General features: G+C 66.5%; 25 protein-coding genes. 6 read left to right on the top strand and 19 right to left on the bottom strand.

What is annotated here, in order from left to right:
* Positions 1-21: 21 nt before the first annotated feature.
* The 5 genes from MUH00_RS16455 to MUH00_RS16435 form a co-directional block, all read right to left on the bottom strand.
* The gene (locus MUH00_RS16455; protein ID WP_247000431.1) at positions 22-1,260 is read right to left on the bottom strand and encodes a GNAT family N-acetyltransferase; all 1,239 of its coding nucleotides are present in this window, start codon (positions 1,258-1,260) and stop codon (positions 22-24) included.
* 89 nt (positions 1,261-1,349) lie between these two features.
* The gene (locus tag MUH00_RS16450) at positions 1,350-2,558 is read right to left on the bottom strand and encodes a GNAT family N-acetyltransferase (RefSeq protein WP_247000429.1); all 1,209 of its coding nucleotides are present in this window, start codon (positions 2,556-2,558) and stop codon (positions 1,350-1,352) included.
* A gap of 103 nt (positions 2,559-2,661) precedes the next feature.
* The gene (locus MUH00_RS16445) at positions 2,662-3,864 is read right to left on the bottom strand and encodes a pyridoxal phosphate-dependent aminotransferase (RefSeq protein WP_247000427.1); all 1,203 of its coding nucleotides are present in this window, start codon (positions 3,862-3,864) and stop codon (positions 2,662-2,664) included.
* Positions 3,861-4,346, bottom strand: coding sequence for an Lrp/AsnC family transcriptional regulator (locus MUH00_RS16440; protein WP_247000426.1), 486 nt, complete (start codon positions 4,344-4,346; stop codon positions 3,861-3,863). Before MUH00_RS16440 ends, MUH00_RS16445 begins: the two co-directional genes overlap by 4 nt.
* A 120-nt stretch (positions 4,347-4,466) precedes the next feature.
* Positions 4,467-5,486: a lysylphosphatidylglycerol synthase transmembrane domain-containing protein gene (locus MUH00_RS16435; protein ID WP_247000424.1), complete on the bottom strand. Its 1,020-nt coding sequence runs from the start codon at positions 5,484-5,486 to the stop codon at positions 4,467-4,469.
* Between the two features lie 331 nt (positions 5,487-5,817).
* Between MUH00_RS16435 and MUH00_RS16430 the strand changes: the two genes are divergently transcribed.
* Both MUH00_RS16430 and MUH00_RS16425 read left to right on the top strand, forming a co-directional pair.
* The gene (locus tag MUH00_RS16430; protein ID WP_247000422.1) at positions 5,818-6,666 is read left to right on the top strand and encodes a hypothetical protein; all 849 of its coding nucleotides are present in this window, start codon (positions 5,818-5,820) and stop codon (positions 6,664-6,666) included.
* 130 nt (positions 6,667-6,796) lie between these two features.
* Positions 6,797-7,894 carry a glycosyltransferase gene (locus MUH00_RS16425; RefSeq protein WP_247000420.1) on the top strand — a complete coding sequence of 366 codons (1,098 nt, stop codon included), beginning with the start codon at positions 6,797-6,799 and terminating at the stop codon, positions 7,892-7,894.
* 33 nt (positions 7,895-7,927) lie between these two features.
* On the opposite strand, the gene MUH00_RS16420 is transcribed toward MUH00_RS16425, so the two are convergent.
* Positions 7,928-8,545 (bottom strand): hypothetical protein, encoded by a 618-nt coding sequence (locus MUH00_RS16420; protein WP_247000417.1) that lies wholly within the window; start codon positions 8,543-8,545, stop codon positions 7,928-7,930.
* A 155-nt stretch (positions 8,546-8,700) separates the two neighbouring features.
* On the opposite strand from MUH00_RS16420, the gene MUH00_RS16415 reads away from it, so the two are divergent.
* Complete coding sequence (locus MUH00_RS16415; protein WP_247000415.1) at positions 8,701-9,312, top strand: thioredoxin family protein; 612 nt, start codon at positions 8,701-8,703, stop codon at positions 9,310-9,312.
* A 33-nt stretch (positions 9,313-9,345) separates the two neighbouring features.
* Here MUH00_RS16415 and MUH00_RS16410 read toward each other — a convergent pair whose 3' ends face one another.
* A complete protein-coding gene (locus tag MUH00_RS16410) occupies positions 9,346-10,431 on the bottom strand; it encodes an NADH:flavin oxidoreductase/NADH oxidase (RefSeq protein WP_247000414.1) in 1,086 nt (361 codons plus the stop codon).
* 159 nt (positions 10,432-10,590) lie between these two features.
* On the opposite strand from MUH00_RS16410, the gene MUH00_RS16405 reads away from it, so the two are divergent.
* A complete protein-coding gene (locus MUH00_RS16405) occupies positions 10,591-11,418 on the top strand; it encodes a BtpA/SgcQ family protein (protein ID WP_247000412.1) in 828 nt (275 codons plus the stop codon).
* 23 nt (positions 11,419-11,441) lie between these two features.
* Here MUH00_RS16405 and MUH00_RS16400 read toward each other — a convergent pair whose 3' ends face one another.
* From MUH00_RS16400 to MUH00_RS16370, 7 genes are all read right to left on the bottom strand, one after another.
* Complete coding sequence (locus MUH00_RS16400) at positions 11,442-12,755, bottom strand: hydroxyacid-oxoacid transhydrogenase (protein WP_247000410.1); 1,314 nt, start codon at positions 12,753-12,755, stop codon at positions 11,442-11,444.
* Positions 12,752-13,558, bottom strand: coding sequence for an N-acyl homoserine lactonase family protein (locus tag MUH00_RS16395; RefSeq protein WP_247000408.1), 807 nt, complete (start codon positions 13,556-13,558; stop codon positions 12,752-12,754). The genes MUH00_RS16400 and MUH00_RS16395 overlap by 4 nt, the downstream gene beginning before the upstream one ends.
* Before the next feature lie 95 nt (positions 13,559-13,653).
* Positions 13,654-14,901 carry a tripartite tricarboxylate transporter permease gene (locus tag MUH00_RS16390; RefSeq protein ID WP_247000406.1) on the bottom strand — a complete coding sequence of 416 codons (1,248 nt, stop codon included), beginning with the start codon at positions 14,899-14,901 and terminating at the stop codon, positions 13,654-13,656.
* Positions 14,902-14,970: 69 nt separating this feature from the next.
* Positions 14,971-15,669 carry an HAD family hydrolase gene (locus tag MUH00_RS16385; protein WP_247000404.1) on the bottom strand — a complete coding sequence of 233 codons (699 nt, stop codon included), beginning with the start codon at positions 15,667-15,669 and terminating at the stop codon, positions 14,971-14,973.
* A 94-nt stretch (positions 15,670-15,763) separates the two neighbouring features.
* On the bottom strand, positions 15,764-16,102 hold the full coding sequence (rpl12p, locus tag MUH00_RS16380; protein WP_247000403.1) for a 50S ribosomal protein P1: 339 nt from the start codon (positions 16,100-16,102) through the stop codon (positions 15,764-15,766).
* A gap of 21 nt (positions 16,103-16,123) precedes the next feature.
* The gene (locus tag MUH00_RS16375; protein WP_247000401.1) at positions 16,124-17,161 is read right to left on the bottom strand and encodes a 50S ribosomal protein L10; all 1,038 of its coding nucleotides are present in this window, start codon (positions 17,159-17,161) and stop codon (positions 16,124-16,126) included.
* 1 nt (position 17,162) lies between these two features.
* Positions 17,163-17,795, bottom strand: coding sequence for a 50S ribosomal protein L1 (locus MUH00_RS16370; protein WP_247000399.1), 633 nt, complete (start codon positions 17,793-17,795; stop codon positions 17,163-17,165).
* A gap of 293 nt (positions 17,796-18,088) precedes the next feature.
* Here MUH00_RS16370 and MUH00_RS16365 point away from each other — a divergent pair, with 293 nt between their 5' ends.
* Positions 18,089-18,685: a hypothetical protein gene (locus tag MUH00_RS16365; protein WP_247000398.1), complete on the top strand. Its 597-nt coding sequence runs from the start codon at positions 18,089-18,091 to the stop codon at positions 18,683-18,685.
* Between the two features lie 582 nt (positions 18,686-19,267).
* Here MUH00_RS16365 and MUH00_RS16360 read toward each other — a convergent pair.
* From MUH00_RS16360 to MUH00_RS16340, 5 genes are all read right to left on the bottom strand, one after another.
* Positions 19,268-19,756, bottom strand: coding sequence for a 50S ribosomal protein L11 (locus tag MUH00_RS16360; RefSeq protein ID WP_247000397.1), 489 nt, complete (start codon positions 19,754-19,756; stop codon positions 19,268-19,270).
* Positions 19,757-19,868: 112 nt separating this feature from the next.
* Positions 19,869-20,171 (bottom strand): divalent-cation tolerance protein CutA, encoded by a 303-nt coding sequence (gene cutA, locus MUH00_RS16355; protein WP_247000396.1) that lies wholly within the window; start codon positions 20,169-20,171, stop codon positions 19,869-19,871.
* A gap of 80 nt (positions 20,172-20,251) precedes the next feature.
* The gene (locus MUH00_RS16350) at positions 20,252-20,449 is read right to left on the bottom strand and encodes an HEWD family protein (protein WP_247000395.1); all 198 of its coding nucleotides are present in this window, start codon (positions 20,447-20,449) and stop codon (positions 20,252-20,254) included.
* Between the two features lie 147 nt (positions 20,450-20,596).
* Positions 20,597-21,913: a putative sodium/potassium/calcium exchanger gene (locus MUH00_RS16345; protein WP_247000394.1), complete on the bottom strand. Its 1,317-nt coding sequence runs from the start codon at positions 21,911-21,913 to the stop codon at positions 20,597-20,599.
* A gap of 384 nt (positions 21,914-22,297) precedes the next feature.
* Positions 22,298-23,806: a phosphoenolpyruvate carboxykinase (ATP) gene (locus tag MUH00_RS16340; RefSeq protein ID WP_247000393.1), complete on the bottom strand. Its 1,509-nt coding sequence runs from the start codon at positions 23,804-23,806 to the stop codon at positions 22,298-22,300.
* 388 nt (positions 23,807-24,194) lie between these two features.
* Here MUH00_RS16340 and MUH00_RS16335 point away from each other — a divergent pair, with 388 nt between their 5' ends.
* Positions 24,195-25,037: an MOSC domain-containing protein gene (locus MUH00_RS16335; RefSeq protein WP_247000392.1), complete on the top strand. Its 843-nt coding sequence runs from the start codon at positions 24,195-24,197 to the stop codon at positions 25,035-25,037.
* Positions 25,038-25,057: the final 20 nt, after the last annotated feature.

Here is a 25,057-nt window from a genome sequence, read left to right as displayed (position 1 = left end):
CCGCGTGGCTCGTCCGCCCGTTCAGAAGAATTCCCCGAGGTAGACGTCCGTCTCCGGGAAGCACGCGTCGATCGCCGCGACGGCGTCGTCTCCCGACACGTCGAGTTGCCCCGTCCGATGGAGATCGGGTGCCGAGCGGGTGCCGACCGCGAGTTGGGAGAGCGCGCCGACGTCGAGGGCCGCGTCGGGCTCGTCGGCGGCATCCGCGTCGATCGTTTCGGGGACGCGCTCGCAGGTCGCCGTCCCGCCGCTCACCGCCAGCCTGTACGTCCCCTCGTTCCAGCCGACCAGCGGATCCTCGACGCCGATCGTGACGGTCTCGTCGACGTCCGGATAGGAGAGCGCCGCGAGGGTCGATTCGACGTCGACGAGCCGGACCATCGGCCCCGTTTCGACGGTCGTCTCGATCTCGTCGGGGTCCGACGCGACGGCCCGGAGCGGGACCGATGCCGGCAGTTGGAGCCGGACGCGATCGACCTGCGAGTCGTGGTCGGCACAGAACGACAGCAGTGCGAGAAACGCGTCGTGATCGACGAACGCCAGCTCGGTTACGTCCATGATCGGCCCGTCGTCGCCGTCGTCGATCGCGTACCGGACGTACCCGCGGGGCTCCCCGTCGCGCTCGTACGCGTAGACGAACGGATCGACGTCGTGGCCGCCGAAAACCCGGTGGCGCCACCAGTCGGCGTCGCGCTCGAGCGCGAGCGCGTACCGATCGGCGTGAGCTTCGTAGACGGGTTCGATCGCCTCGTACGCGTCGCCCGTGACGGGGCGGAACCGCCCTCGATCGCGCGGCGATCCGAGGCGGTCGGCGGCGAACGACAGGACGTCGGGGTCGCACTCGTGGGTGACGATCCAGTTCGCGGTGTCCCAGCCGTACCGGCGGTAGAACCGGTACCTGAACGGCCAGAGAACCGAAACCCGGATCCCGTGGTCGCGGTACTCCGCGAACGAGTGGGCGAGCAACTGGCGCACGTATCCGCGGCGCCGGTATTCGGGCGGCGTCGCGACGGACGCCAACCCGGCCGCGGCGTGTGGCTCCCCGCGAACGGACGCTTCGAGCCAGTAGTGGCGACAGACGCAGCGCGGCCGATCGTCCCCGGCCCGTTCGTACAGGCCGCGACGGGCGCCGAGCGTCGATCGCGGCGTGTCGTGTTCCTCGGGATCGTACGCCGGGACTCCCGTCTCCGGCGCGAACGCGTAGTACCGGTACTCGTGAAAGACGTCCCGCTCGTCCGGGATGGGACGGTAGTCGACCATACGGACGACAGCGTGAGCGGACACGAAGAACGTTCGGATGGACGGACGCCGACTCCGCGATCGGCCGGGTCACGCGGGTCGAGTCGGGATCAGAACCCGTCCCGGAGGTAGACCGGCGTCTCCGGGAAGAGCCGATCGAGCGCCGCCGTCGTCTCCGCGTCGGCGTCGAGCCGCCCGGCCCACTCGAGGGCCGGCGCCGATCGGTAGCCGACCGCGAGCTGGGCGAGGGCGGCGACGTCGATCCGCGCGTCGGGGTCTGCGTCCGCGCGCCGGCAGGTCGCCGCGCCGTCGGCCGCGTCCAGGGCGAACACCCCGTCGTTCCAGTCGACGAACTCGTCCTCGACGGCGATCGTGACGCGTGCGTCGATCTCGGGGTACGAGAGCGACGCCAGGGCGTCGGCGACGTCGACGATCCGAACCATCGGGCCGGTTTCGACCTCGCGATCGATCTCGTCCGGATCGGGAGCGAGATCGAGCAGGGACGAGTCGGCCGGCGCGCCGAGTTTCACCGTCGAGACCTGCGAGTCGTGGTTGTAGCAAAACGCCAGCAGCGCCAGGTACGCCTCCCGGTCGACGAAGGCCAGTTCGCGGACCCGCATCGTTCGATCGCTCCAGTCGCCGTCGATGTCGTAGAGCAGGTAGCCGCGCACCTCGTCGTCGCGCTCCCAGGCGTAACCGAACGGGTCCTTCTCCCAGCCGAAGAAGATGCGGTGTCGCCACCAGTCCGCGTCGCGATCGATCGAGAGCGCGTAGTCGGCGGCGTGGGACTCGTACACCGGAACGAGCCGTTCGTAGTCGTCCGTTTCGATCTTCCGGTACGCGCCGGCGTCGCCGATGGCGTTCGCGGCGAAGGACAACGCCTCCGGGTCGCACTCGTAGGTCGCACGCTGGTTGCAGGTGTCCCAGCCGTACCGGCGGTAGAATCGGTATCGGAACGGCCACAGGACCGAGAACCGGGCGCCGCGCTCCCGGTACTCCTCCAGGGAAGCGGCGAGCATGCGCCGAACGTGTCCGTCGCGGCGGTGCTCCGGCGGCGACGCGACCATCGAGAGCCCGGGTGTCGGGTGGACGGCCCCTCGGACCTGGGTGTCGAACCAGTAGTGTCGGCAGACGCACAACGGATCGGCGTCAGGCGGCGCATCGTCGCCGTACAGCCCCCGCGCGCCGCCGAGTTTCATCACGTCCGGCACGTCGTCCGGGTCGTACTCTGGCGGACCGTCCTCCGGGTTGAATGCGTAGCCCACGTACTCGTGGAAGATCGCTTGCGTTGCGTCGGGAACAGGACGGTACTCGACCATACGGTGGAGGGGAACGGGAGCGAAAAGTACGTTGCGGGGGTCTGATACCTCGTGTCACGACTCCGTCCGTCGCCGTCCGGGCCGCCGCGACGCAGGTCCCGTCTCAGACGTGTTCGTCGACGAACGCCTCGATTCGGTTCAGCGCCTCGCGGAGGTCGTCGAGCCCCGTCGCGTAGGAGATCCGAAGGTGTCCCTCGCCGCCCGCGCCGAAGACGTCGCCCGGGACGACCGCGACGCCCTGTTCGCGGAGGACCTCCTCGGCGAACTCCTCCGCGGTGAAGTTCCCGGGCACCTCGGGGAAGCAGTAGAACGCACCCCGGGCCTCGAACACGTCCATGCCGATCTCGCGGAACCGCGAGAGGACGAACCGGCGGCGACGATCGTACTGGTCGACCATCTCCCGGACGTCGTCGTCGCAGGAGTCGAGCGCCTCCAGGGCGGCGTGCTGGGCGGTCGTCGGCGCCGACAGCATCGTGTACTGGTGGATCTTGTTCATCGCCCCGATCGCGCCGGCGGGCCCGAGCGCGTAGCCGAGTCGGAGGCCGGTCATCGCGTGGGCCTTCGAGAAGCCGTTGAACACGATCGTCCGCTCGCGCATCCCGTCGAACGTCGCGATCGACGCGTGGTCGCCAACGGAAGACTTCGTCTTCCGAGCAGACGAGTGTGACTCGTCGACGTCGTAGGTCAACTCGGCGTAGATCTCGTCCGACAGCACCGTGAGGTCGTGCTCGCGGACGAAGTCGGCGATCGGTTTGAGATCTTCCTTGCGCATGATCGCGCCCGTCGGATTGTTCGGGTAACAACAGACGAGTGCGTCGGCGTCCGCGGCGCCGGCCGCGTCGAGCGCCTCGGCGGTGAGCCGGAAGTCGTCCTCCTTCCGGGTCGGAACGGGCAGGACCTCGCCGCCGGCGAAGATCACGCCGGGTTCGTAGGAGATGTACGACGGCTGGGCGATCGCCACCGTGTCGCCCGGATCGACGAACGCGCGAAAGGCGAGGTCGACCGCCTCGCTCGCGCCGGCGGTGACGATGATCTCCTCGTCGGGGTCGTAGCCGAGGTTGAACCGGTCGGCGACGTAGTCGGCGATCGACTCGCGGAGTTCGCGTGTGCCGCGGTTTGCGGTGTAGGAGGTCTTGCCCTGCTCCAGGGACGCGATCGCGGCGTCGCGGGCGGCCCACGGCGTCGAGAAGTCGGGTTCGCCGACGCCGAGCGAGATGACCTCGTCGCGCTCCTCGGCGATTTCGAAGAACCGCCGGATGCCCGACGGCGGAACCGTCTTGACGCGGTCTGACAGCTCGATCGTCATGGCGAGACCGAGAGGCGATCGTCGTCCTCCCCGTCGCCGAGTTCGATCCCGTTTTCCTTGTAGGAGGTCATCACGTAGTGAGTGACCGTCTGGGTGATCTCGGGGACGGGCGCGACCTTCTCGCTGATGAACTGGGAGACCTCGCGAATGGAGTCGCCCTCGACTTCCATGTCGAAGTCGTAGTCGCCGCTGACCAGGCGCAGGGCTTTGACCTGCGGAAACCGTGCGAGGCGCTCCGCGATGTCGCCGTAGCCCGTCTCGCGATCGAGACGAACGTTGAGCTCCACCTCGGCGCGGACGCGTTCGTCTTCCAGTTTGTCCCAGTCGACGACCGCCTGGTAGCCGCGAACCACGCCTGCTGCTTCGAGTTCCTCGATGACTGCCTCGACCTCGGTCCCGTCGAGATCGGTCATTCGCGCGATATCCGCCGTAGAGTAGCGCGCGTTCTCACGAAGCAACTCGAGCACCTCGCGTTCGCTCATACCAACGCGAAACGCGAGCGCGAGTAAAAACGTTGTCTTTGTGCCGCGCAGAGTGACAATTCTTGCGATCCACCCCGACGTCGCGACGAGCGTCGCGGGTTCCGACGGACGGGCCGCCGCTCACGTGACGGCGCGGGCGCCGAGCGCCGCGATCGATCCGCCGCCGACGAGGATCGGCATCCAGAACACCGCGCCCCTGAAAATGAGCACGGCGGCGGTGACGGCGGGCGCGGCGATCCCGGTCGCCGGCACGAGCATCGCGACGAGCGCGGCCTCGATCCCGCCGAGTCCGCCGGGTAACGGGGTGGATCCCGCGACGTACCCGAGCGGAACCACGAACAGGGCGACGGCGATCGAAACGCCGTGGCCGAGCGCGGCGAACGCCGCGAGCAGCGCGATCGCCTGAAAGAGCCACCCGACGAGCGAGAGGCCGATCACGACGGCGAGCCGTCGCCTGTCCGTTCGGACTCGGTCGACGTCCTCGAACATCCGGTGCAGTCGCTTCTCGAGTTCCGCCTCGAGGGACTCGCCATCGAGGCGGCCGCCGCCGAGAAACCCGCCGACCGAGGCGACGATCGCCGGTGCCCGCTCGACGATCGTCGCCCGGTATCGCCACGCGAACCCGATGACGAGTCCGGTCCCGCCGACCAGGACGATCGCAAGGCCAACGGCATCCTGAATGCGCTCGCCGACGGTCGCGGTCGCCGCGTAGGCGCCGACGCCGACCAGGACCAGCGAGACTGAGGGGACGACGTTACAGATATCGACGCTCGCGATTCCGACGAGGCTGGTTTCGTACTCGGCGTCGGACGCCTTCGAGATGAGCGCCGCCGCGATGGGTTCGCCGCCGGCCTGCCCGAACGGCGTGACGTTGTTCGCGAAGACGGCGCCCGCGTAGACGAGAAACGACGTTTGGACGGAGAGGCCGATCTCCAGCGACCGCATCACGGTACGGAGCATGAGACTCCAGGCGATTAGCCAACAGAGCGCGAGACCGAACGTTGCGGCCACGAGCGAGGGCTCCGCCGTCAGCAATGAGCGGACGACGCGGCGCGCTCCGACGAGGGTGAACAGCACCGCGAAGACGACGATCGTTCCCAGGGTGCCGACGAGAAACGCACGTCGGCGGCGACCGTTCATGCCCGAGGTAAGTCCGTCCCTGGACTTGAACCGTCTGGTTGTCGTCGGTCACGGAGACGGTTTTGGGTTACAACTCGCTGTTTATCGACCGTTGTGAACCGATCCGCAACCCGTCAGGAGCGCCCGTATCTCGACGCCGGCTCGCTATCGAACCGCCTCGTCGGCGGTCGACGTTGAAATGACGGGTTTACCCCCGTTCCGAAACGCCGTGCGCATCGATCGGGCTCCCGTGACGACCCTCTCGGCCGATCGGCAGGGTCGTTCCCACTGATTGGAACCCCTGTAAGGAGGCAATAAAAATACGCGCATCGCCCCGATAGTTAGGAGACCGATGCAGAACCAGCGCCTTCTCGAGTCCAGCTGGGACTATTGCGTGGTGCTGGACGCGTGCCGGTACGACGTGTTCGACGGCGTATACGACGATTACCTCGACGGGAAGTTAGAAAAGCGATGGAGCACCGGGTCGTCGACGCCCGAGTGGGCGTCACGAACATTTACCGGGACCCATGACATTACGTACTTCTCGGGGAATCCGTTCATCAACGACCTCGGTATTCCGCTGAACGAACTCAAGTGGGGGGCCAGTTGCGATTACGAATGGACTGCGAACGAACACCTTACAGACGTTATCGACGTATGGAATCGTGGATGGTGCGACGAACTCGGTACCGTTCCGCCCGGCAGCCTCGCGCGGTCCGTCAGGGTCCACCGCGACCTCGTCGCCCGGACCGATCGGACGGTCATTCACTACATGCAACCGCACGCGCCGTACCTCGCGCGCGGGTCGGGCCGGAAACTCAGGCAGATCCAGAAAGGAATTCTGAGTCAGAGCGAAGCCGACGCCGCCGGGGGCCCCATATCGTCGCTCGCCGAAACGATCAGGCCGGCGCTCGAGAGCACCCTCGAAGGGATCGAACTCGCGCAGAAGATGGGGCTCTGGCTCGAACTCGATCCCCTCGACATCCTCCAGAACGGCACCCGAGAGGTCGTCATGGACCGCTACGAGGACAACCTTCGCATCGTCCTCGACGCCGTCGCCGACTTGCTCCCGGAACTCGACGGCACGATCGTCGTCACCGCCGATCACGGCGAAGCGTTCGGGGAGAACGGCGTCTGGGAACACCACGTCGAGACCCCTATTCCGCCGCTCATGGAAGTTCCGTGGCTGGAAGTCGAGTAGTCCGCGTCCGAACGCCCACGCGGCCGATCGCCGGGTTCCCGCCGAGAGCGCGAACAGATTGCGATCGAGCCGTCGAGTGCGCTTCGGACCCGACCGATCGCGATGACGCGCCGACCGAAGAGGGATCCTGATGCGGATCGGATTCTTCACGGACAGTTACTTCCCCGAGATCGACGGCGTCACGTACACGATCGACCTCTGGCGGGAGGAGCTGGAACGGGCGGGCCACGAGGTGTTCGTCGTGTACCCGGACGGGGACTACGAGCCCGGAGACCGCGAAATCCCCGTCCCGTCGCTCCCGAACCCGTGTTATCCCGGCTACCGAATCCCGCTGGGGACGCGTCTCTCGAAACTTCCCGACCTCGACGTCGTCCACTGCCACGGTCCGGCGCCAGTCGGCATCCTCGGCCGGTACTACGCGCGCAAGCGCGATATTCCGGCGATCTACACCCACCACACGCCCCTCGAGGAGTACGTTCAACAAAGCGTCAAACTCGAGTCGATCGCGGCACTTCTCGAACGACTGTACCTCCCGTGGGAGAACGCGTTCCTGCGGAGTTTCGACGTCGTCACCGCCTCGACGAGCCGAATCGATCGCGACGTCCGCCACGTTCCGCTCCCGGTCGGGATCGATATGGAGTTCTTCCGGCCGACCGAGGCGGACTGGTATCCCGACCCCGATCGGACGGTGATCGGGTACAGCGGCCGCATCAGCATGGAGAAAAACGTCGACGAGATCCTGCGCGTCGCGGCCGTTCGTCCGGAGTACGACTTCGTCGTCGTCGGCGAGGGACCGCGCCGCGACCGCCTCGAACGGAACGCACCCGACAACGTTCGGTTTCGGGACTTCCGTCCGCGATCGCAGTTACCGATCTTCTACTCCTCGATCGACGTCTTCGTCACCGCGTCGACGGCGGATACCCTTGGGCTGTCGACGCTCGAGGCGAACGCCTGCGGGACGCCCGTCGTCGCCGCGGACGTCCCGCCGTTCGATCGGACGATCGGTCCCGGAAACGGCGAGCGGTTCGCGTACGGCGACGTCGACGCGATGGCCGCCGCGATCGACGCGTGTCTCGACGTCGATCGGGACACCAGGGCGGCCGTCGAACGGTACTCGGTCGATCGAACCCTGGCGTACCTGGAGCGATTGTACTACGACCTGTGGCTCTTGGATCGCGAGCCGTCGACGACCATCGAAAGCCGGTGGCCGCAGTCCCGAAACGAGTAGGGATACCGGCCGAGGGCCTCGCACACCGATCGATCACCGGTAGTTTTTGAACAGCAGCGCCCGGACGTCGTCTTTCGTCTGGACCTCCTCGACCGATCCGTCGGGCAGCGTGACGCTGTAGCGATAGTCGGCGGAGGACGATTCCTCCCACTTGTCGTCGTGGGTGTCGAGCAGGCTCATCATCTCGTTCAGCATGTCGTCGTCGTCCGCCGCGCCGTCGTCGCCGTCCGCGTCGTCTTCGCTCCCATCGTCTTCGTCCGCCCCCGCAGCACCCGCGTCGGCTTCGCTCTCGTCGCTGTCGGCCGGATCATCGCCGTCCGAACCGCCGTCGTCGCTCGGGTCGACGGACTCGTCGATCTCGTCGGCCGGATCATCGTCGTCCGCCTCGTCCGATTCCACGTACGAGACCGCTTCGAGTTCGGTCGCCTCGTCGCCGTCGATCGCCGCCCCGACGGATGCGGCGACGTCGTCCGTCGCCGAGGAGTCGACGTCTCCGTCGATCTCGACGTCCCCTGCGAGGTTGTCGATCAGGAACTGGACCGCGTCCCGTTCGCGGACGAAGCCGTACTTGCCGACCACTTCCTCGGAGATCTCTTCGCGGAGGCGCTGGATGAACGCGTACTGTTCGTCTGTGACCTCGAGCGTCTTCATACCACACCGATATTACTAGGAGTACAAATAGGTGGGCCGTCGGTACCGGGTTCGCGATCGGGTGCGGGTCGATCGGGGAAGGTAGGCAGATCGAACCCGGCAAGCCCGGGCGCAGAACGGAGTCCTTACGGGAACGGACGCGGAACGCGTCAGATATGGTCCTGCAAGAATCCGAGACCGAACTCGACGCCGGCGACGCGGCGCCCGAGTTCGAGCTCGAGGGCACCGACGGCGAGACGTACGCGCTCGAGCACTTCGCCGACAACGAGGCGCTGTTGCTGGTTTTCACCTGTAACCACTGCCCGTACGCGAAGGCGAAGTTCGACCTGCTAAACGACCTCGCGGCGGAGTACGACGACGTGGCGGTCGTCGGGATCAACGCCAACGACGCCGAGGAGTACCCCGACGACTCGTTCGAGAAGATGCGGGAGTACGTCGAGGACGGCACGATCCAGTACGACGCATACCTGCGCGACGAGAGCCAGGACGTCGCCAGGGAATACGGCGCGGTGTGCACGCCCGACCCCTTCCTGTTCGAGAACAGCGCGGCGCCACGCGCCGCGGATAGTCGACCGGCGGAGCCGCGAGACGACGACGGGGAGTTTCGGCTCGCCTACCAGGGCCGTCTCGACGACGCTCTGAACCCCGAAGACGAACCGACCCGGTTCCATATCCGAGAGGCGATCGAGTCCGTGCTCGCCGGCGAGTCAGTCGATCTCGAGTGGAAGCCCTCGCAGGGCTGTTCGATCAAGTGGCGCGACGAGTAGGCGCATAGCGAAACTACTGGCGATCGATCGCGATCAGCGAACGGCACGGCGGTACTGGATCGGCCACTCGCCGTCGCCGTCGAGGGTGTCGTTCGCGCGCAACCCGAAGTATGGATCGCGGAGGAACTCCCGTCCGACGAGAACGAGGTCCGCCCGGCCGTTGCGAATCAACGCGTCGGCCTGCTCGGGTTCGGTGATCCCGCCGACGGCGCCGACCGCGACATCCGTCCGATCGCGGATCTCTTCGGCGAGCGGCACCTGGTAGTTCGGGCCGACGGGCGGCGCCTGGTCGGGGTGGACGCCGCCCGAACTGACGTCGATCAGGTCCGCGCCCAGCGCCGCGAGATCGCCCGCGAGCCGGGCCGAATCCTCGATATCCCACGACTCCCGATCGTCGAGCCAGTCGGTGCCGGAGATGCGGACGAAGACGGGCCAGTCGTCGGGCCAGACGTCACGAACCGCCGCGGTCACCTCACGGACCAGCCGCGATCGGTCCTCGAAGCTGCCGCCGTGGTCGTCCTCGCGGCGGTTCGTCACCGGCGAGAGGAACTCGTGGAGAAGGTAACCGTGGGCCGCGTGGACCTCGGCGATCCGAAAGCCCGCGTCGAGTGATCGCTCGGCCGCCGCCCGGTAGCGGTCGATCACGCCCTGGATATCGTCCGCGTCGGCTTTTTTCATCGCGGGTCGATCGCCGTCGAATGGCGGGTAGGCGTCGGGCGACGGCGAGAGGACTTCCCAGCCCCGCTCGTCGTCGGGAGGAAGGGGGACGTTCCCCTCCCACGGCCGGGTCTTGCTCGCCTTGTGACCTGCGTGGGCGAGTTGAATCGCCGGCACCGCTCCCTGGTCGCGAACGAACTCAGCGATCGGTTCGAGCGCGGCCGCGTGCTCGTCGCTCCAGATACCGAGGTCGTGAGCGGAGATCCGACCGCGAGGGCTCACCGCGGTGGCCTCCGTCATCACGATTCCGGCGCCCCCGACGGCGCGGCTGCCGAGGTGGACGCGGTGCCACTCCGTCGCGAGGCCGTCGCGATCGCAGGAGTACTGGCACATCGGCGAGACGGCGATGCGGTTCGGCACCTCGAGATCGCGAAGCGGTAGCGGAGAGAGCAGCTCTGGCATCGCTCTGGGGTTGTGACGGCGACGGGTAAACGTTCGTGAACGAGGAGGGGATTGCCGGCTCGGCGCCTCGGCTGGGTCGAATACGACGTTCCGACGGCCGGATCGAACCCGGCGATCGGAACCGGACACGCCTATGTCGATCGCGTTCCCAGCGAGCGTATGGTCACGATCCCTCGACTCGAGTCGCTGTTCGACGCCGATCGCCCGGTCGTCGGCATGGTACACCTGCCGCCGTTGCCGGGCGCGCCGGCGTGGGACGGCGATCGAGACGCCGTCCGCACCCGGATGCTCGAAGACGCCCGCCGGCTGGTGGACGGCGGTGTCGACGGCCTCATCGTCGAGAACTTCGGCGACGCGCCGTTCTACCCCGACAACGTTCCGACGCACGTCGTGACGGAGCTGACGGCGCTCGCGACCGACCTGACCGACGCTGTCGACGTCCCCGTCGGGGTCAACGTCCTCAGAAACGACGCGGCGGCGGCGCTCTCGATCGCCGCCGCGGCCGACGCCGAGTTCGTGCGGGCGAACGTCCACGTCGGCGCGGCCGCGACTGACCAGGGCCTCATCGAGGGCCGAGCGCACGAAACCGTTCGCCTCCGCGATCGGATCGACGCGCCGGTCGCGATCCTCGCCGACGTCCACGTCAAGCACGCTGCCCCGATCGGCGCGGACGATATCGAACGGGCGGCGATCGAGACCGTCGAACGCGGCCGGGCCGACGGCGTGATCGTCTCCGGATCGGGCACGGGCGACGAAACCGTGCTCGAGGACGTCGAACGGGTCGCCGACGCGCTCTCGAACGTCGACCGATCGGCCCCCGTGTTCGTCGGCAGCGGCGTGACCGCCGAAACGATCGGCGAGTGCTTCGCGGCCGGCGCGGACGGCGCGATCGTCGGCACGGCGCTCAAAGCGGCCGGCGAGACGACGAATCCGGTTTCGGAGGACCGCGTGCGCCGAGTCGTCGCCGCTTCCCGGAACGGCGACTGAACCGATCGATCGCGTCGCGACGGTCACTCCCAGTTGTACAGGGCGTCCCGGAAGATGTCCACGACGTCTTCTTTCGTCACCGGACGCGGATTGCAGCGGAGCAGTCGCTGCTGGGTCTCGACGGTCTGGGTCGCGAGCCAGTCGACGTCCTCCTCGGTAATGCCGGCGAGGTCGTACAGCCCGCTCGGGATCACGTTCAAGTCCTGCTGGAGGCGGATGTACTCCCGCTTTACTTCGTCTGCGGCGTCTCTGGAGCTCTTCCCGCCGACGTCCGCGCCGAGCATCCGGCCGACCTCGACGAATCGTTCGGGATCGCTCGCGGCGTTGTACCCGAGCGTGCTCGCCGGCGTCAGCACCGCGATCGTCTCCCCGTGGTACGTGTGATAGCGGTTCCCGACCGGGTAGGCCATCGCGTGACAGAGGCTTGCGCCGGCCGTCAAACCCGCGATCGCGCCGAAGAGCGCGCCCTTGAGCATCGCCGATCGAGCGTCGAGATCGTCACCGTTGTGGGTGGCCGTCCGGACGTTGTTCGAGAGCAGGCGAATAGCCCTCTCGGAGAACATCTCGGTGAGCCCCGTGCGGCCGGCGTAGACCGGTCGTTCGCTCGGGTCGGTCGGCCTGAGGAGGTCATCGTACCGGTGGGTCGTGTAGCCTTCGATGGCGTGTCCGAGGGCGTCCATGGCCGTCTTGGCCGTCATCTCGGGCGGGAGCGTCGTGGTGAACGCCGGGTCGAGGACCGCCGCGTCGGCCCGAATGTGGTTGCTCGAGATCCCTTCCTTAATGTCCTTCTCCTCCACCGAGAGGATCGCGACGGGCGAGATCTCGGCGCCCGTGCCGGCCGTGGTCGGCATGAGGACGAGCGGCGGGCCGGACTCGGTCAGCGGCTCCCCGCCGCCGGTCGGCTCCGCGACGTAATCGAGCACCTCGCCGCCGTTCGCGATCACCGCGCGCGTCGTCTTGGCCACGTCGATACAGCTGCCGCCGCCGAAGCCGACGTAGAAGTCGTACCCCTCCCCGTCCCCGGTTTCGCGGACGAACTCGATACAGGAGTCGACGTTCTCGATCGACGGCTCGCGTTCGGCGTCGTCCCAGACGGTCACGTCGTAGCCGGCGTCCTCCAGGTTATCGGTCACCCGATCGACGTGGCCGATGTCGGCGAGCGTCTCGTCCGTGACGAGCAGGCCGCGGGCGCCGTCTTCGACCCCGAGATCCGCGAGCTGGTATCCCAGCTCTTCGACCGAGTCGCGACCCACTCGGAGCTGGGGCAACTGGAGGTGCCAGACGGTCTCCGGTTCGAGTTCGTGTTCGGATGCGGAAACCGACCGCTCGTAGCTCATCGTCCCCACCCGTCCCGGATCTCCTCGAACTGGCCCGCGTCGTGACCGTACACCACCGTCGCGTCGTGACGGCGTTCGATCGACTTGATCCGGCGCAGGCTCTCGCGCCACTCCGTCTTACCCCAGAGGAGGTTCGCCCCGAGCGGCGCCTCGTCCTCGTAGTTGGGGGCTTTGTACACCTGATCGCCCGTGAAGACGATCGTACCCTCGTCGTCGAGGTGGATCACCGTCCCCGTCAGCCCCGGGGTGTGGCCGGGAAATCGGACGAACTCGAGATCCTCGAAGTGCTGCTCGCAGTCGCGGTGTAGTACTCGCCAGTTCAGGCCGTGATCGAAGTCGTCGAGGATGTACGCGCCGCTTCCCTTCTCCGTCTTGGCGCTGTAGTAGGCGTACTTGATCTCCTTCTCGTGGACGAAGACGGGGACGTCGGTCCCGTCGAAGAACTCCAGGCCGCCGGCGTGATCGAGGTGCAAGTGCGTCTGGAACACGTAGTCGATGTCGTCGAGGTCGTAGCCCGCCCGCTCTAAGTCGTCGTCGAGTCGGTGCTCGTGGGCGTCGTGCGGATAGAACGCCTGCGCCAGCGCCTCCGGCCAGTGGCCGTCGAGGGCGTCGTGGTGCGAGCCGGTGTCCCAGAGGATCGTCCCCTCCGGATGATCGATGACGAGGTTCCAGACCGGGATCTCCTCGTAGTCGAGATCGGGGTTCGGCTCCGCTTTCGTCCCGAGCGTCTGACCCTCCACCATGTAGTTCTGATCGCACTCCAGTCCGCCGCGGTCGATAACGTCGATAGTCGCGTTAACCATTTGAAACGATCGCCTTCCTCTACACCGAATCCGCTCAAAAGAGTTCGCGTGATATTCGCACGCGCAGTCGGGGCGAAGCGCTCTTTTGTATCGGGTTAGCGACCGAACAGCAGCGGCCCGATCAACACCCCCATCAGGTGGACGCGGCGAGCACGCAATCGAACCGGAACCATCCCGATCGCCGCCGCCGCGCCGAAGACGAGCACGCCGAGCGGGCCAGTGAACAGGTACGAGAGCACGACGAGCAGCCCCAGCACGGTACCCGAAATCTTCCGGTACGACAGCCGCCCGACGAGTTCCAGATACGCGTCCCCGAGCGTGCACACGAGCACGAACCCGATCAGCCCCGCGAGCGCGACGGCCGCGAGCAACACGGGGAGTTTAAGCGGCGCGTTCACGCTCTCGAAGGCGACCATCACGCCCGTCCGGGGCTGGCCGATCGCGACCAGCGCGAACAGGGCGAAGATCGTGTTAGCCGTATCGACGCCGCTCGTCGCGACGATATATCCCCGATCGCCGGCGTCCGCGGGGACGACGACGAGGACCGCGACCGCGGCGATCGCGGCGGAAATTCCCGGGATGTAGCCGACGATCGCTCCCGCGAACGCGCCGGCGACGGCCGTGACGACGACCGCACGGCGGGGAAGCGCGATCGCCGCTCCGTCCTGGACCGGGATGCCGCCGCCACGGATCGCGTCGAGCAAGACGGGCGCGCCGAACAATCCGGCGAACAGCGGCGCGAGCATCCCGCCGGCGTCGAGCGGCGCGTCGGGCGAGAGATCGAGCGTGAGCGCACCGAGTCCGGCGGCGAGGGCGAAGGAGAGCAGTCCGCCCACGCGGGCGCGCCACGATCGCTCCGCGGCGACGAGCGCGACGACGACCATCGTCAGCAGGAGCGGTAAGGACGATCGGATCGTCGGATACGCCGCGGTCATGGCCCACGTTACGGGGATCGCCAGCGGTATCGCCGCGAGGACGGCCAGCAGGCTCCCCACCGCCGACAGGCGAACGGCTTCGTAGCCGCGGCCCTCGATCACCAGCCGGTGGCCGGGGAGCGCGGTGACAGCCATCTCCGCGTCGGGCACGCCGAGCGCCATCGCGGGGACGGCGTTGAGGAACGTGTGGACGACGCCAGCGGCGAGCATCGCGCAACCGACGAACAGCGGCGGGCCGGGAACCGACGGCGCCGCGCCCGCGAGCAGGAGGGCGAAGTTGTTCGCGTGCAGGCCGGGAACGAGCCCGCTGCAACCCCCCAGGACCGTTCCCGCGAGGATCCACGCCAGGAGTTGGAGCGCCAGCCGCGGCTCGGCAACGACCTCGATCGACGCGGATGCGGCGGCCATCGCTGCCTCTGGCCGCGGCCTGTGGTTTAAACTCGAGGGTGCAGGTCGTGCGGGTCGCGAGGCGGATCTCTACTTCGGGTTCGACGGCGCGAACGGCTCCTGGATCGCCTCGGGGAGCGCGCTCGGATCGAGCAGGTCGTCGACGCTCGACGCGACCGCGTCAGCGGCGCCGGTCTCGACGGGGTCTTCACCCCGATCGTCGGCCACGTACACCGTCCGAAAGCCGGCCGATCGCGCGCCGACGATATCCTCCTCGTACGTGTCGCCGACGTAGACGTGGTCGTCGGCCGGAAGTCGCTCGCGCGCGAGGTCGAAGATCCGCCGATCGGGCTTTCGCGCACCGGCGTCGTTCGAGACGATCACCTCGTCCACCAGGTCGTCGAGGCCGTGTCGATCGATTTTCGCCCGCTGTTGGGCGCCGTCGCCGTTCGTCAGGATCCCCGTCGGGTTCGTCTCCGCCACGCGTTCGAACACGAGTTTCGCGTCCGCCGGCACGGCCGTCGCGTCGAGTTCCGTCTCGCAGTGATCGCGCGCGAGCGTCGCCGGCGTCGCATCCAGATCGATCGTCTCCGCGACGGCCTCGAACGCCCGGCGGTACGGATCGGACTCGCAGTTACCGAGCGCCTCGAACAGCCGATCGACGTACACCTCGTAGGCGTCGTCCGTCGGCGTCCCGTACGGTTCGACGGTCGCCGCGAACTGCTCGTCGAACGGCCGGGTGTACGAACAGAGCGTCCCGTCGAGATCGAAGTAGACGGCGATCGTCATGACCGTGCGATCGAACGGGGGAGAGAAGTAACTGCTGGTGAACTGCCGTCGAAAGAAATCGGTGTCGAATCGGTCCAGTTCGTCGCGAACCGACTTAGCCGAAGAGCTCGCCGAGGCCCTCGCCGCCGGCGTCGTCGTCTTCGTCGTCGTCTTCGTCCTCGTCCGTCGTGTCCGGGACGTCGCTGGTCTCTTCGGCCTCTTCCTCGTCTTCGCCGCCGGCCGCGGCACCACCTGCGGCGGCACCGCCGGCGGGGACGGCGGCGGCCTCGGAGACGGCCTCGTCGATGTCGACGTCCTCGAGCGCGGCGACGAGCGCCTTGACGCGGGACTCTTCGACGTCGACGCCGGCAGCGTCGAGCACGTCGGTCAGGTTGTCTTCGTTGATCTCTTCGCCCGTTTCGTTCAGGATGAGTGCAGCGTAAACGTATTCCATTGTAATCTCCTCCGGTGGTGGTTATCCGAACATCGCGCCGAGCCCTTCGGCGCCGTCACCGTCGTCTTCGTCGTCATCGTCGGTGTCGGCGTCGTCGGCCTCGGCGTCGTCCTGTTCATCGTCCGATTCGTCTTCGTCCTCGGCGGCCGCCGGTTCGGCGGCGGGCGCCTCGACGTCCTGCAGTTCCTCAGGCAGGGCCTCCTCGTCGTCGATCCGGGCCGCGAGCGCGCGCAGCTGCGCGTCGGCCTTGCTGACGAGGTCCGGCATCAGGTCTTCGTCCTCGATCGCGGCGTGCAGGCCGAGGCTCTTGGCCTCGCCCGTGGCCTTCGCGATGAGCGTGGGCGCGGTCGCTTCGGTCGGGTAGCTCGCGTTGACGGAGAGGTTCCGGGCGCGAGCGGCGGCCGTCGCGACGTCGCTCTCGTAGGCCTCGATGTCGATGTCGAGGTCCTCGGGGTCGAAGAGCACGCCGTCGGCGACGACGGCGCGCAGGTCGAGCCCGACTTCCTTGGGCTCGATTCCGAGCTCGTTGAGGACGTTCGCCAGGTCCGCAGAGACTTCCTCGCCGGCTTCCAGCACCGTCGAGTCCTCCATAACCTGAATCGAACCGTCCTCGATGCGCGCGTTCGCTCCGATCTGCTGGAGCTCGCCGACGAACGGGCCGGGATCGACCCCGGTGTCACCCTCGGGGATGACGATCTCGTTCGGGGCGACCTCGCCCTCGTTGATCGGTGCGGGCGTCTTCGACGCCTCGAGTTCCTTGTAGAGCGTGAAGGGGTTATCGTCCGTCGCGACCAGACCGACCTGCCCGTCGACGTGGTCGACGAGCTCTCCGAGGTCGGCCGCCTCCAGCGCGCGGACCTGCAGCGTGTTACGGCTGACGCGCAACTCGGCCGTGCCGTGGAGGCCGCGGCGCATGTCCTGGAGCTGCTTCGACGGAATTCCGGCGATCCCGACGACCCCGATGCTCTCGTAGTCGTCGATCAGGTCGGCGAGCTCACCGACCTCCTCTTTCTTCCACTGAGGAAGGTTCTCGGTCTTGCGTTCGGCCTCTGCGCTCATGTTAGGCCACCTCCACGGACGGGCCCATCGTCGTCTTCACGTAGACGGAGTCGATGTTCTGGGGGCCCTTCTCGAGATCGGCGTGCAGGCGCCGGAGGATGACGTCGATGTTGTCGGCGATCTCCTCGGCGCCCATGTCCTCCGCGCCGACGCGCGTGTGGAACGTGCGGCGGTCGCGAGAGCGGATCTGCACGGTGTTCTTGAGCCGGTTGACGGTCTCGATGACGTCCTCGTCTGGCGAGAGCGGGTCCGGCATCTTCCCCCGGGGACCGAGGATGGTACCCAGGTGCCGGGCGATGTCTTGCATTATCGCCTCTTCGGCGATGAAGAAGTCCGTCTCGTCTGCGAGGTCTTTGGCCTCGTCGTCGTCCAGATCGGCCACGTCGTCCTCCGAGAGCACCTGGTCCGCAACCTCTTCGGCGCGGACGGCGGTTTCTCCCTCGGCGATGACGACGATCTGTGTCTCCTGGCCGGTTCCGGACGGCAGGACGACGGACTCGTCAACACGGTTCGACGGTTCGTTCAGGTCAAGGTCGCGCAGATTGATCGCGAGGTCTACCGTCTCGGTGAAGTTCCGATCGGGCGCATCCTCGAGTGCGCGAGTTACTGCGGTTTCGATATCCGAATCTGCCATCGTTCACCTCCGTAGTACGCAGGACTGCTCCTACGGGTCAGTGAAACAGGCTACGCCTGTCTCTGTTGAACGAAGTGGCATGCCGGACTTAAACCCGTCGAACTGGAATCACGACGCAGGCGGAGGCGATCCACGACCCGTCGGGACGGGGAAAAACTCGTCGCGTGTCGATCGCGGTTCGATCGAGGGCGACGGCGATGCGAGGCGATTGGCACCGGTCGGACGAACCGCGCCGACGGGACGAACGATACTGACCGAAAACTCTTTCGGCCGTGAAACTATAACATTCGCATATGTGGCCGACAGAATTATATACGGCGGATGGTGGTTCGTCGATCGCGCGCGTCGGAGGGGTCGACCCGATCGAGACGATCGGGTCGCTCGGTCCGCTCGGACGGTTCGGACTCGGCGTCGCCGCCGTGGTGCTCGTCGCGGTCGTCGTCCTCGGACTCCTCCACGGATACGGCAATCGGACGGTGCGGAAGTGTCGCCGGAGCCCCGTCATTTCGTTCTGCTTCGGCGCGCCGAGCGCGCTCGTCCTCGGACTGCTCACGGCCGCCGGGGTACTTATGCTCGGCACGGAGGTCGGTGTATTCTTCGGCGTTCCGCTCGTCGTTCTCAGCGCAACGGTGTTCCCGACGGTGACGGCGATCGGACTCACCGCGATCGGTCAGTCGATCGCGGCGCGAGCCGGCCAGGATCGACTCCCGGTCGGTATCCTCGTCGGCGGTCTCCTGGGGGGAGTCGCCGCGCTCTCGGTTCCGACGGCGATCGTGATCGGCGGTATCGGTGCCGCGCTCGGAACCGGTGCGAGCGTCCGCATTCTGCTCGGAGCGGGCGGCGCGGCCGATCCGGACGAACGAACCATCCCGCCGGCGAACCAGATATAGAGCGGCGGATCGGCGGCCGCCGGAACGTTTTCGCCCGAGCGATTCGGATCAGCCGGCCGACGTCGGTTCGACGGCGTCCGATCCGCACACGGAGCAGATCTGCGACGGGGACTCGTTCAGCTGACCGCCGCAGCTGTTGCAGACGTCGCGGATCGACGCTCCGCGTTCCGTCCCGCACAGACCACAGGGTCTGTGCGTCGCCCTGAAGTGAGCTCCGCAGTCGGTACACCTGTAGATGCGTCCCACGTGTATTCTCGGTCGTCGATGCGTAAAATCCCGTCACCCCGTCCACCGATCTGTCACCCGTCCATCGATCCCGAATCAGAACCGCGATCGGATCCCAGCGGAGACGCACCGCGTTCCGGGTTTCGCGCTCCGGCGACCGTGACGCAGGGCACTTCGCAGTGGACACCAGGTCCGCCGCGCACCGCTGTACGTCGCCGGCGGATCGAAACTCCGAACCGCGGACGGATACGCCGAATACCCACGGCTACTGGCGTCGTACCGACGAAAACCGGCCCGCCGGCCACCCGATCGATCGGGCGGTAGTTCGACTCTCCGTGAGGGCCCGAGCCCTCGGGACTACGCTTCCGCTTCGCTCACAAGAACGTCGTCGTACTCGCCGGCGTCGACCTTCTCCTTGAACTCGCGGGCGTCCTCGCCTTCGATGGTGACGCCCATCGAGGCGCAGGTTCCAACGACCTCCTTCGCGGCGTTTTTCGTGTCGTAGGCGAGCAGGTCGGGCGACTTCTGCTCGGCGATCGTCTTGACCTGTTCGATCGAGAGGTCGGCGACGAAGTCCTCCTGGGGTTCGCCGCTGCCGGTGTCGAACCCGGCTTCGTCCTTGACCAGCGCGGCCGTCGGGGGGACGCCGACTTCGATTTCGAACGAGCCGTCGTCCTCGTACTCGACGGTGACGGGGACTTCGGTGCCGTCGAACGCTGCCGTCTGGTCGTTGATATCCTGGACGACCGCCTGTACGTCGACGGGCGTCGGTCCGAGCTCGGGACCGAGCGGCGGGCCTGGGTTGGCCTGGCCACCCGGAACGAGCACTTCGATGGTTCCAGCCATACCCGACAGAACCCGCGCGCGAGTTTTAAGGGTTGCTTTTTCGGGCAGTCACGGACCGTGCGCCCCGTCCCCACGATCGATCGAACCGGCGATCAAGTCCGCCGTCGTCCCGTCAGTCGACGGTTTCCGATCGCCAGGTGGCGAACGAGTCGAGGACGTGCGTCTCGTCGAATCGCTCGATACACGGCACGTCGTAGGGGTGGATCTCCGCGAGTCGATCGACCAAGTCGTCGTAGGCGTCGTCGGTCGTCTTCGCGAGCAACACCGCCTCCTCGTCGCGGTGAATCTCGCCCTCCCAGCGGTAGGTCGAGGTGGTCGGTACCTGGTTGACGCAGGCCGCGAGCCGCTCTTCGACCAGTCGCTCGGCGATCGCGTCAGCCTCGTCCGGCGGCGCCGTGATGTATACGGTCGGCATGTGAGACGGCTACGGTCGAACGGATAAAAAGTCCGCCCACGAGGCGGGAATCGGGCGCAGTCTCCGCCTGCGGGAGTCCCTCACTTGCCGTTGATGGCCCCGGTGACGGGATTGAACGCGCCGTTGATGTCCCACTCGTGGATGCAGTGGGGATTGCCGACTTGCTTCTCACCGTCGTCGCGGGCGATCTGCCAGGCCTCTACGTCCTCGTCCCATTTCTCCGCTCGACTGCACCGCTCACAGGAGCGTGCGGTTGGCTTCCGTAACTGTGCGCTCATTATCGGGTGTGAGAACTGGACGCATATAACGGTATCAGTGTGCGGCAATTGCTGCGCGAGTCCGATCGGCGCCTGACGGCAGCACGTGCGTCTAACCGAAGGCGTGCCGTCGACCGTCGCGCAAAAACGGCTACGGAGGTCCAGCCGTTAGCAGTTGCTGGTTGTGTCGGCCGCCTCCTGGGCGGATTCGGCCCCGTTGCCGTTCACCGTCGCGTTGTCGGTAGCTCCGCCACCTTCGTTGACCGTCGCATTGTCGGTAGCTGCGACGCCCTCGCCGACCGTCGCGTTGTCGGTAGCCCCGACGCTTTCGTTGACCGTCACGTTGTCGTCATCTCCGACTTCGGTCTCGTCATTACTACCGACCTCGGCCTCCTCATCTACCGTCGCGTTGCCGTTATCCTCGACGCCCTCGTCGGCGGTCGGGTCGTCGGCCGCGTCGCCGACGTCGTTGACTAGGATGACGATCGTCGCCCGTTCGATCGTCACCTGCAAGCTGTCTCCGTCGCCCTGGGCGCCGGTATCTTCGAGGCCGTCGTCCGTGACGCCGGACTCGTTGTCTTCGAGTCCGGTAGCCGCGTCGTCGGACTCGTTGGTTCCGAGGCCGTCGCTCCCGACGCCAGTTTCGTTGTCTTCGATACCGCCGGCAGCGCCGGATTCCGCGCCGCTCGTGTCGCCGATCTCCTCGACGACGACGAAGACCGACGCGGATTCGAGCGAGAGTTCGCTATCCGTGGCTCCGTTGATACCGACGCCGGTCTCGTTGTCTCCGACACTGACGCCGGTCTCGTTATCTTCGACACCGACGCCAGTCACGTTGTCTTCCGCACCGACGTCAGTTTCGTTGTTTTCGACCGCGGTATCGTTCTCGGTCAGGTCCCCGTCGGCCGTCTCGTTGCCGAGCGCGCCGTCGTCACTCATCTCGTCGTCGAGGACGATGACGATCGTCGCTTCCTCGATCGTGAGCTCTTGGTTGCCGGCGTCGGGGGCCTCCGTTTCGTTCTCGTCGGCTTCGCCTTCGGTATCGCCACCGATGGCCGTACCTTCGGTCTCGCCGTCGGTTTCGTTCTCCGCTTCGGCGTCCGCACCGTCCTCAGCGTCAACTCCGTTCTGTCCGTTTTGGTGGAGCATCGACGCCTGCTCGACCGTCACCTCGACGGACGTCTCGTGGACGAGAGCGCGGTGTTGGTCGCCGGTACCGGCTGCAGTGTCGTTTTCGCCGACCGTCTCGTTGTCGCCGGAGAGCGCGCCGTCGTCCACGACGCCGGTATTTCCTTCCATTTCGTCGGCCAGCTGGTGATCAGCGCCGACGACTACGATCGTCGCGTTCTCGACGGTGACCTGCAGGTTTCCGCCGCCGTCCTGTTCGTCTGCCTCTGTAGCGTTCTCATCGTCGTCCTCGTCGGGTTGGTTGATGCTCGCGCCCGTGTTGGCGATCGCGAAGACGCCAACACTCGCGCAGACCATCAGCGCAACCGCTACGACGAGTACATTTCGTACTGTGCGTGCGTTCATGCCTCCACTCCGATGGGAAGTGTCCGGATTTGTAAACCGGTAGTACCATTTCAGTGATAAATATTCAGTTCCGCCGGGAAATACGTCGTTCAGGCGACCACTCTCGATCGAAAACTGTAGGTTACGAAACGGATCCCGGGAGAAGGGGTGGGAACGGACCGAAAGCCACCGGTACGGTTGTCGGAGAAACCAATCGATACGATAATTTGACACGTGGGCGACTGTGCGGCCAGCCGATGATGACTCGGGCGCCGTCCGTTCCCGTTACACTCCCCAGAATGGCTGAACGCGATCGTTTCGTTTTCGAACTCGTTTCGGTTCGCGTTCGTTCGCGGCTCAGTAGACCGCGGTTGTGATCTCCTCGCGGAGTTCGTCGAACCGGTCGAGATACTCGCGGCGTTCGGTCCGGAGTTCCGCCGCGGCGTCGTCGTAGTTTTCGACGTGATCGGGGACGTAGTACGCTCCGACGTCGACTCCCGGCACCGACTCGGGAATCGTCAGCCCCGTTCGCTCGTCGGCGGTCCACTCGATCGTTCCCCGGGCGACTTCCGTGAGGATCGTGACGGACTCCGTGACGCCGACGTCGTTCGACTCGTCGCCCACGTAGCCCGTGTTGATGACGTAACACTCGACGTTGAGCTCGCGGATCAGGTCATGGAAGCGGTTCCCCTCCTCGCCTTCGGAACCGACGATGAAGGGGTTCGTTCCGACGACGCGGATCGATTCGCCGGCCCGAGAGGGATCGCCCGCGCTGGTCTCGATCGACTCGCCGAGCATGAAGGCGACGGCGGCCTGCTCGTCGGTCAGTTTGGCGACCGGCGGCATCAGGGGGTTCCGGGTGATGAAGAAGACCTGATCCATCCGATCGAGGTCGATCTCGTCGTCGGCGCTCGCGACGTGCTCGCGCCGGACGATCGCCCGGGAGTTCGCCGTGTAGCGGTCCTCGTCGAAGCGGACCGTACCGTCGTCGTCGACGGCGACGTTATCGAGGATCGCGGACTCGTCCGTCGCGGCCGCGTACAGTTCCGGTTGTTCGTCGTCGAGGCCGATCGTCTTGATGAACAACCCTTTGCCCTCGCTGCCGGCGACCGATCCGTCGGGAAGGAGGCCGCAGACGTCGTCCTGTAACATCGCGGCGTCTTCGGGATCATCGAGCCAGCAGCCGTGCGAGGTCAGCGTGGACTTGCCGGTTGCGGACAGGCCCATGAACACCTGCCCGACGATTCGCACGGTTCCGTCGCCGTCGCGCACGCGAACGCGCTTGCTGCCGGCGTGGAGCCCGAGCCCGCCGAGCTGTTTGATCCGGTACATGAACAGCCGGAGGAACGACTTCTTGGCTTCGCCGATGTAGTCGCTGCCTAACACCGCCGTGATCCCCTCGTCGGGAAAGACGCGGATCGCCGTCTCGTCGTAGTCGGGCAGTTGAACCGTGTACAGGTCGGGATCGCGACCGTCCGCCGGCTCGAAGAGGTTCGCCCACGCGAGCGCGATGCGCGCGTACGTAACCGGAACGTACAGCCGGCAACAGAACGTGGCGTCGGGGTGACGCCCCATCAGCCGATCGACGCAGATCAGTTCGGCGTCGCACGCGGCGTCGATCGCGTCCGCGACGAGGTCGTGGTCGCGGTCGGCGAACTCGTGGTCGACGGCGTTTTTCGTCCGATCGGCGCTCCGGGATCGGTACTCGCTGACGTACGACGGCGATCCGAACTCGGTCGTCGTCTCGTCCGGCCGGGCGAACTCGCGGAGTTCGGCGAGCGACGGATTGTAGCGGACGTTCGAGGCATCGGTTGGGTCGGGAAGCTGTCGGACCAGCGGACGGGGCTCCGCCCCGGTTTCGGACATATACGTAACACGCCACCCTTCTGAGGTATAAACATGAGGTGTTTTGATCCGAGTGTGTCACTTCTTACCCATGCCAGACGTTTTGTACGGATATTATGGGCAATTCAGGCCCTATCTACCCGATCTATAATCTCCCGAAAAACACTCGGTATTCAGAAAAGAATAGAAAAGTACTCACATCAGAATAAATTCTGATCGCCGATAGACGCGCTGTATCGGGGCTGATCTCCGGCGGGTGCGAGCCGATCGACCGACGATCGAACGCGCCCGGATTCCGCAGGCGTCCGAATGCCTGCAGCGTCGAGGGTTCGCGGGCGGCGAATCGGTCGACTCGCGCCGCGACGCAGAATGGACAGGCCTAAGCCGGGGGCTGTGGACACCTGTTTCCATGGCTACTCTCGATCGGATCCGCGTCCACCCCGTCAAGGCGCTCGACGCGACGACGGTCGAGTCGACGACGATCGTCGAAACCGGCGCTCTCGAGTGGGATCGACGGTACGCGATCGTCGAGAGCACGGAGCGCCCGCGTCTCGGCGAGGCCCCGCACGGCGCGTACGTTAACGGCAAGCGCGAGGAGCGCGTCCACGACCTCGCCGCCGTGTACGACCTCGATCGAGAGACGATCACCGTCAGCGAGCGCGGCGTCGACGAGGGGCACGCGTTCCACCTCGAACTCGATCGGGACTGTCTCTCCTCGTGGCTCTCGGACTTCTTCGGCTATCCCGTCGAACTCGTCCGAAACGACGAGGGCGGCTTTCCCGACGACGCGGACGCGTCCGGGCCGACGATCATCGGCGACGGGACGATCGAAGCGGTCGCGTCGTGGTACGACGGCATCGATCCGTCGGAGATGCGTCGACGATTGCGTCCGAACCTCGTCGTCGGCGACGTCCCGGCGTTCTGGGAGGATCGGCTGTACGACGAGCCGGGTCGCGTCGTCCCGTTCGAGATCGGGCCGGCGAGGCTCCACGGCGTGAACCCGTGTCAACGCTGCGTCGTCCCGACCCGCGATCCCGACACGGGCGAGGAAACCGAGGGCTTCCAGGAGACCTTCGTCTCTCGCCGGGAGGAGACGCTTCCCGAGTGGGCGACCGACGACCGGTTCGACCACTACTTCCGACTTATGGTCAACACGCGCGCTCCCGACTCGTCGTGGGGGACGCCCCTCTCCGTCGGCGACGCGGTGACGATCGGCGAGCCGGTTTCCGAACCGTCGGCCGGAGCGCCGTGATCCGTTGGGGGCGATGCGAG

Origin of the sequence: Halosolutus gelatinilyticus, from assembly GCF_023028105.1 — an archaeon.
GTDB classification, from domain to species: domain Archaea; phylum Halobacteriota; class Halobacteria; order Halobacteriales; family Natrialbaceae; genus Halosolutus; species Halosolutus gelatinilyticus.
The sequence above is the reverse complement of the archived record's forward strand: the minus strand, read 5'-3'. Positions and strand labels throughout refer to the sequence as shown.

Bases quoted from the DNA above. Each gene is read 5' to 3' on its own strand.
- MUH00_RS16335 (WP_247000392.1), top strand. From the start codon at position 24,195: ATGGCTACTCTCGATCGGATCCGCGTCCACCCCGTCAAGGCGCTCGAC.
- MUH00_RS16435 (WP_247000424.1), bottom strand. From the start codon at position 5,486: ATGAACGGTCGCCGCCGACGTGCGTTTCTCGTCGGCACCCTGGGAACG.
- MUH00_RS16425 (WP_247000420.1), top strand. From the start codon at position 6,797: ATGCGGATCGGATTCTTCACGGACAGTTACTTCCCCGAGATCGACGGC.
- MUH00_RS16420 (WP_247000417.1), bottom strand. From the start codon at position 8,545: ATGAAGACGCTCGAGGTCACAGACGAACAGTACGCGTTCATCCAGCGC.
- MUH00_RS16440 (WP_247000426.1), bottom strand. From the start codon at position 4,346: ATGAGCGAACGCGAGGTGCTCGAGTTGCTTCGTGAGAACGCGCGCTAC.
- MUH00_RS16390 (WP_247000406.1), bottom strand. From the start codon at position 14,901: ATGGCCGCCGCATCCGCGTCGATCGAGGTCGTTGCCGAGCCGCGGCTG.
- MUH00_RS16375 (WP_247000401.1), bottom strand. From the start codon at position 17,161: ATGAGCGCAGAGGCCGAACGCAAGACCGAGAACCTTCCTCAGTGGAAG.
- MUH00_RS16415 (WP_247000415.1), top strand. From the start codon at position 8,701: ATGGTCCTGCAAGAATCCGAGACCGAACTCGACGCCGGCGACGCGGCG.
- MUH00_RS16340 (WP_247000393.1), bottom strand. From the start codon at position 23,806: ATGTCCGAAACCGGGGCGGAGCCCCGTCCGCTGGTCCGACAGCTTCCC.
- MUH00_RS16360 (WP_247000397.1), bottom strand. From the start codon at position 19,756: ATGGCTGGAACCATCGAAGTGCTCGTTCCGGGTGGCCAGGCCAACCCA.
- MUH00_RS16430 (WP_247000422.1), top strand. From the start codon at position 5,818: ATGCAGAACCAGCGCCTTCTCGAGTCCAGCTGGGACTATTGCGTGGTG.
- MUH00_RS16385 (WP_247000404.1), bottom strand. From the start codon at position 15,669: ATGACGATCGCCGTCTACTTCGATCTCGACGGGACGCTCTGTTCGTAC.
- MUH00_RS16365 (WP_247000398.1), top strand. From the start codon at position 18,089: ATGTGGCCGACAGAATTATATACGGCGGATGGTGGTTCGTCGATCGCG.
- MUH00_RS16450 (WP_247000429.1), bottom strand. From the start codon at position 2,558: ATGGTCGAGTACCGTCCTGTTCCCGACGCAACGCAAGCGATCTTCCAC.
- MUH00_RS16400 (WP_247000410.1), bottom strand. From the start codon at position 12,755: ATGAGCTACGAGCGGTCGGTTTCCGCATCCGAACACGAACTCGAACCG.
- MUH00_RS16445 (WP_247000427.1), bottom strand. From the start codon at position 3,864: ATGACGATCGAGCTGTCAGACCGCGTCAAGACGGTTCCGCCGTCGGGC.
- rpl12p (WP_247000403.1), bottom strand. From the start codon at position 16,102: ATGGAATACGTTTACGCTGCACTCATCCTGAACGAAACGGGCGAAGAG.
- MUH00_RS16405 (WP_247000412.1), top strand. From the start codon at position 10,591: ATGGTCACGATCCCTCGACTCGAGTCGCTGTTCGACGCCGATCGCCCG.
- MUH00_RS16345 (WP_247000394.1), bottom strand. From the start codon at position 21,913: ATGGTCTGCGCGAGTGTTGGCGTCTTCGCGATCGCCAACACGGGCGCG.
- MUH00_RS16370 (WP_247000399.1), bottom strand. From the start codon at position 17,795: ATGGCAGATTCGGATATCGAAACCGCAGTAACTCGCGCACTCGAGGAT.
- cutA (WP_247000396.1), bottom strand. From the start codon at position 20,171: ATGCCGACCGTATACATCACGGCGCCGCCGGACGAGGCTGACGCGATC.
- MUH00_RS16350 (WP_247000395.1), bottom strand. From the start codon at position 20,449: ATGAGCGCACAGTTACGGAAGCCAACCGCACGCTCCTGTGAGCGGTGC.
- MUH00_RS16455 (WP_247000431.1), bottom strand. From the start codon at position 1,260: ATGGTCGACTACCGTCCCATCCCGGACGAGCGGGACGTCTTTCACGAG.
- MUH00_RS16410 (WP_247000414.1), bottom strand. From the start codon at position 10,431: ATGCCAGAGCTGCTCTCTCCGCTACCGCTTCGCGATCTCGAGGTGCCG.
- MUH00_RS16395 (WP_247000408.1), bottom strand. From the start codon at position 13,558: ATGGTTAACGCGACTATCGACGTTATCGACCGCGGCGGACTGGAGTGC.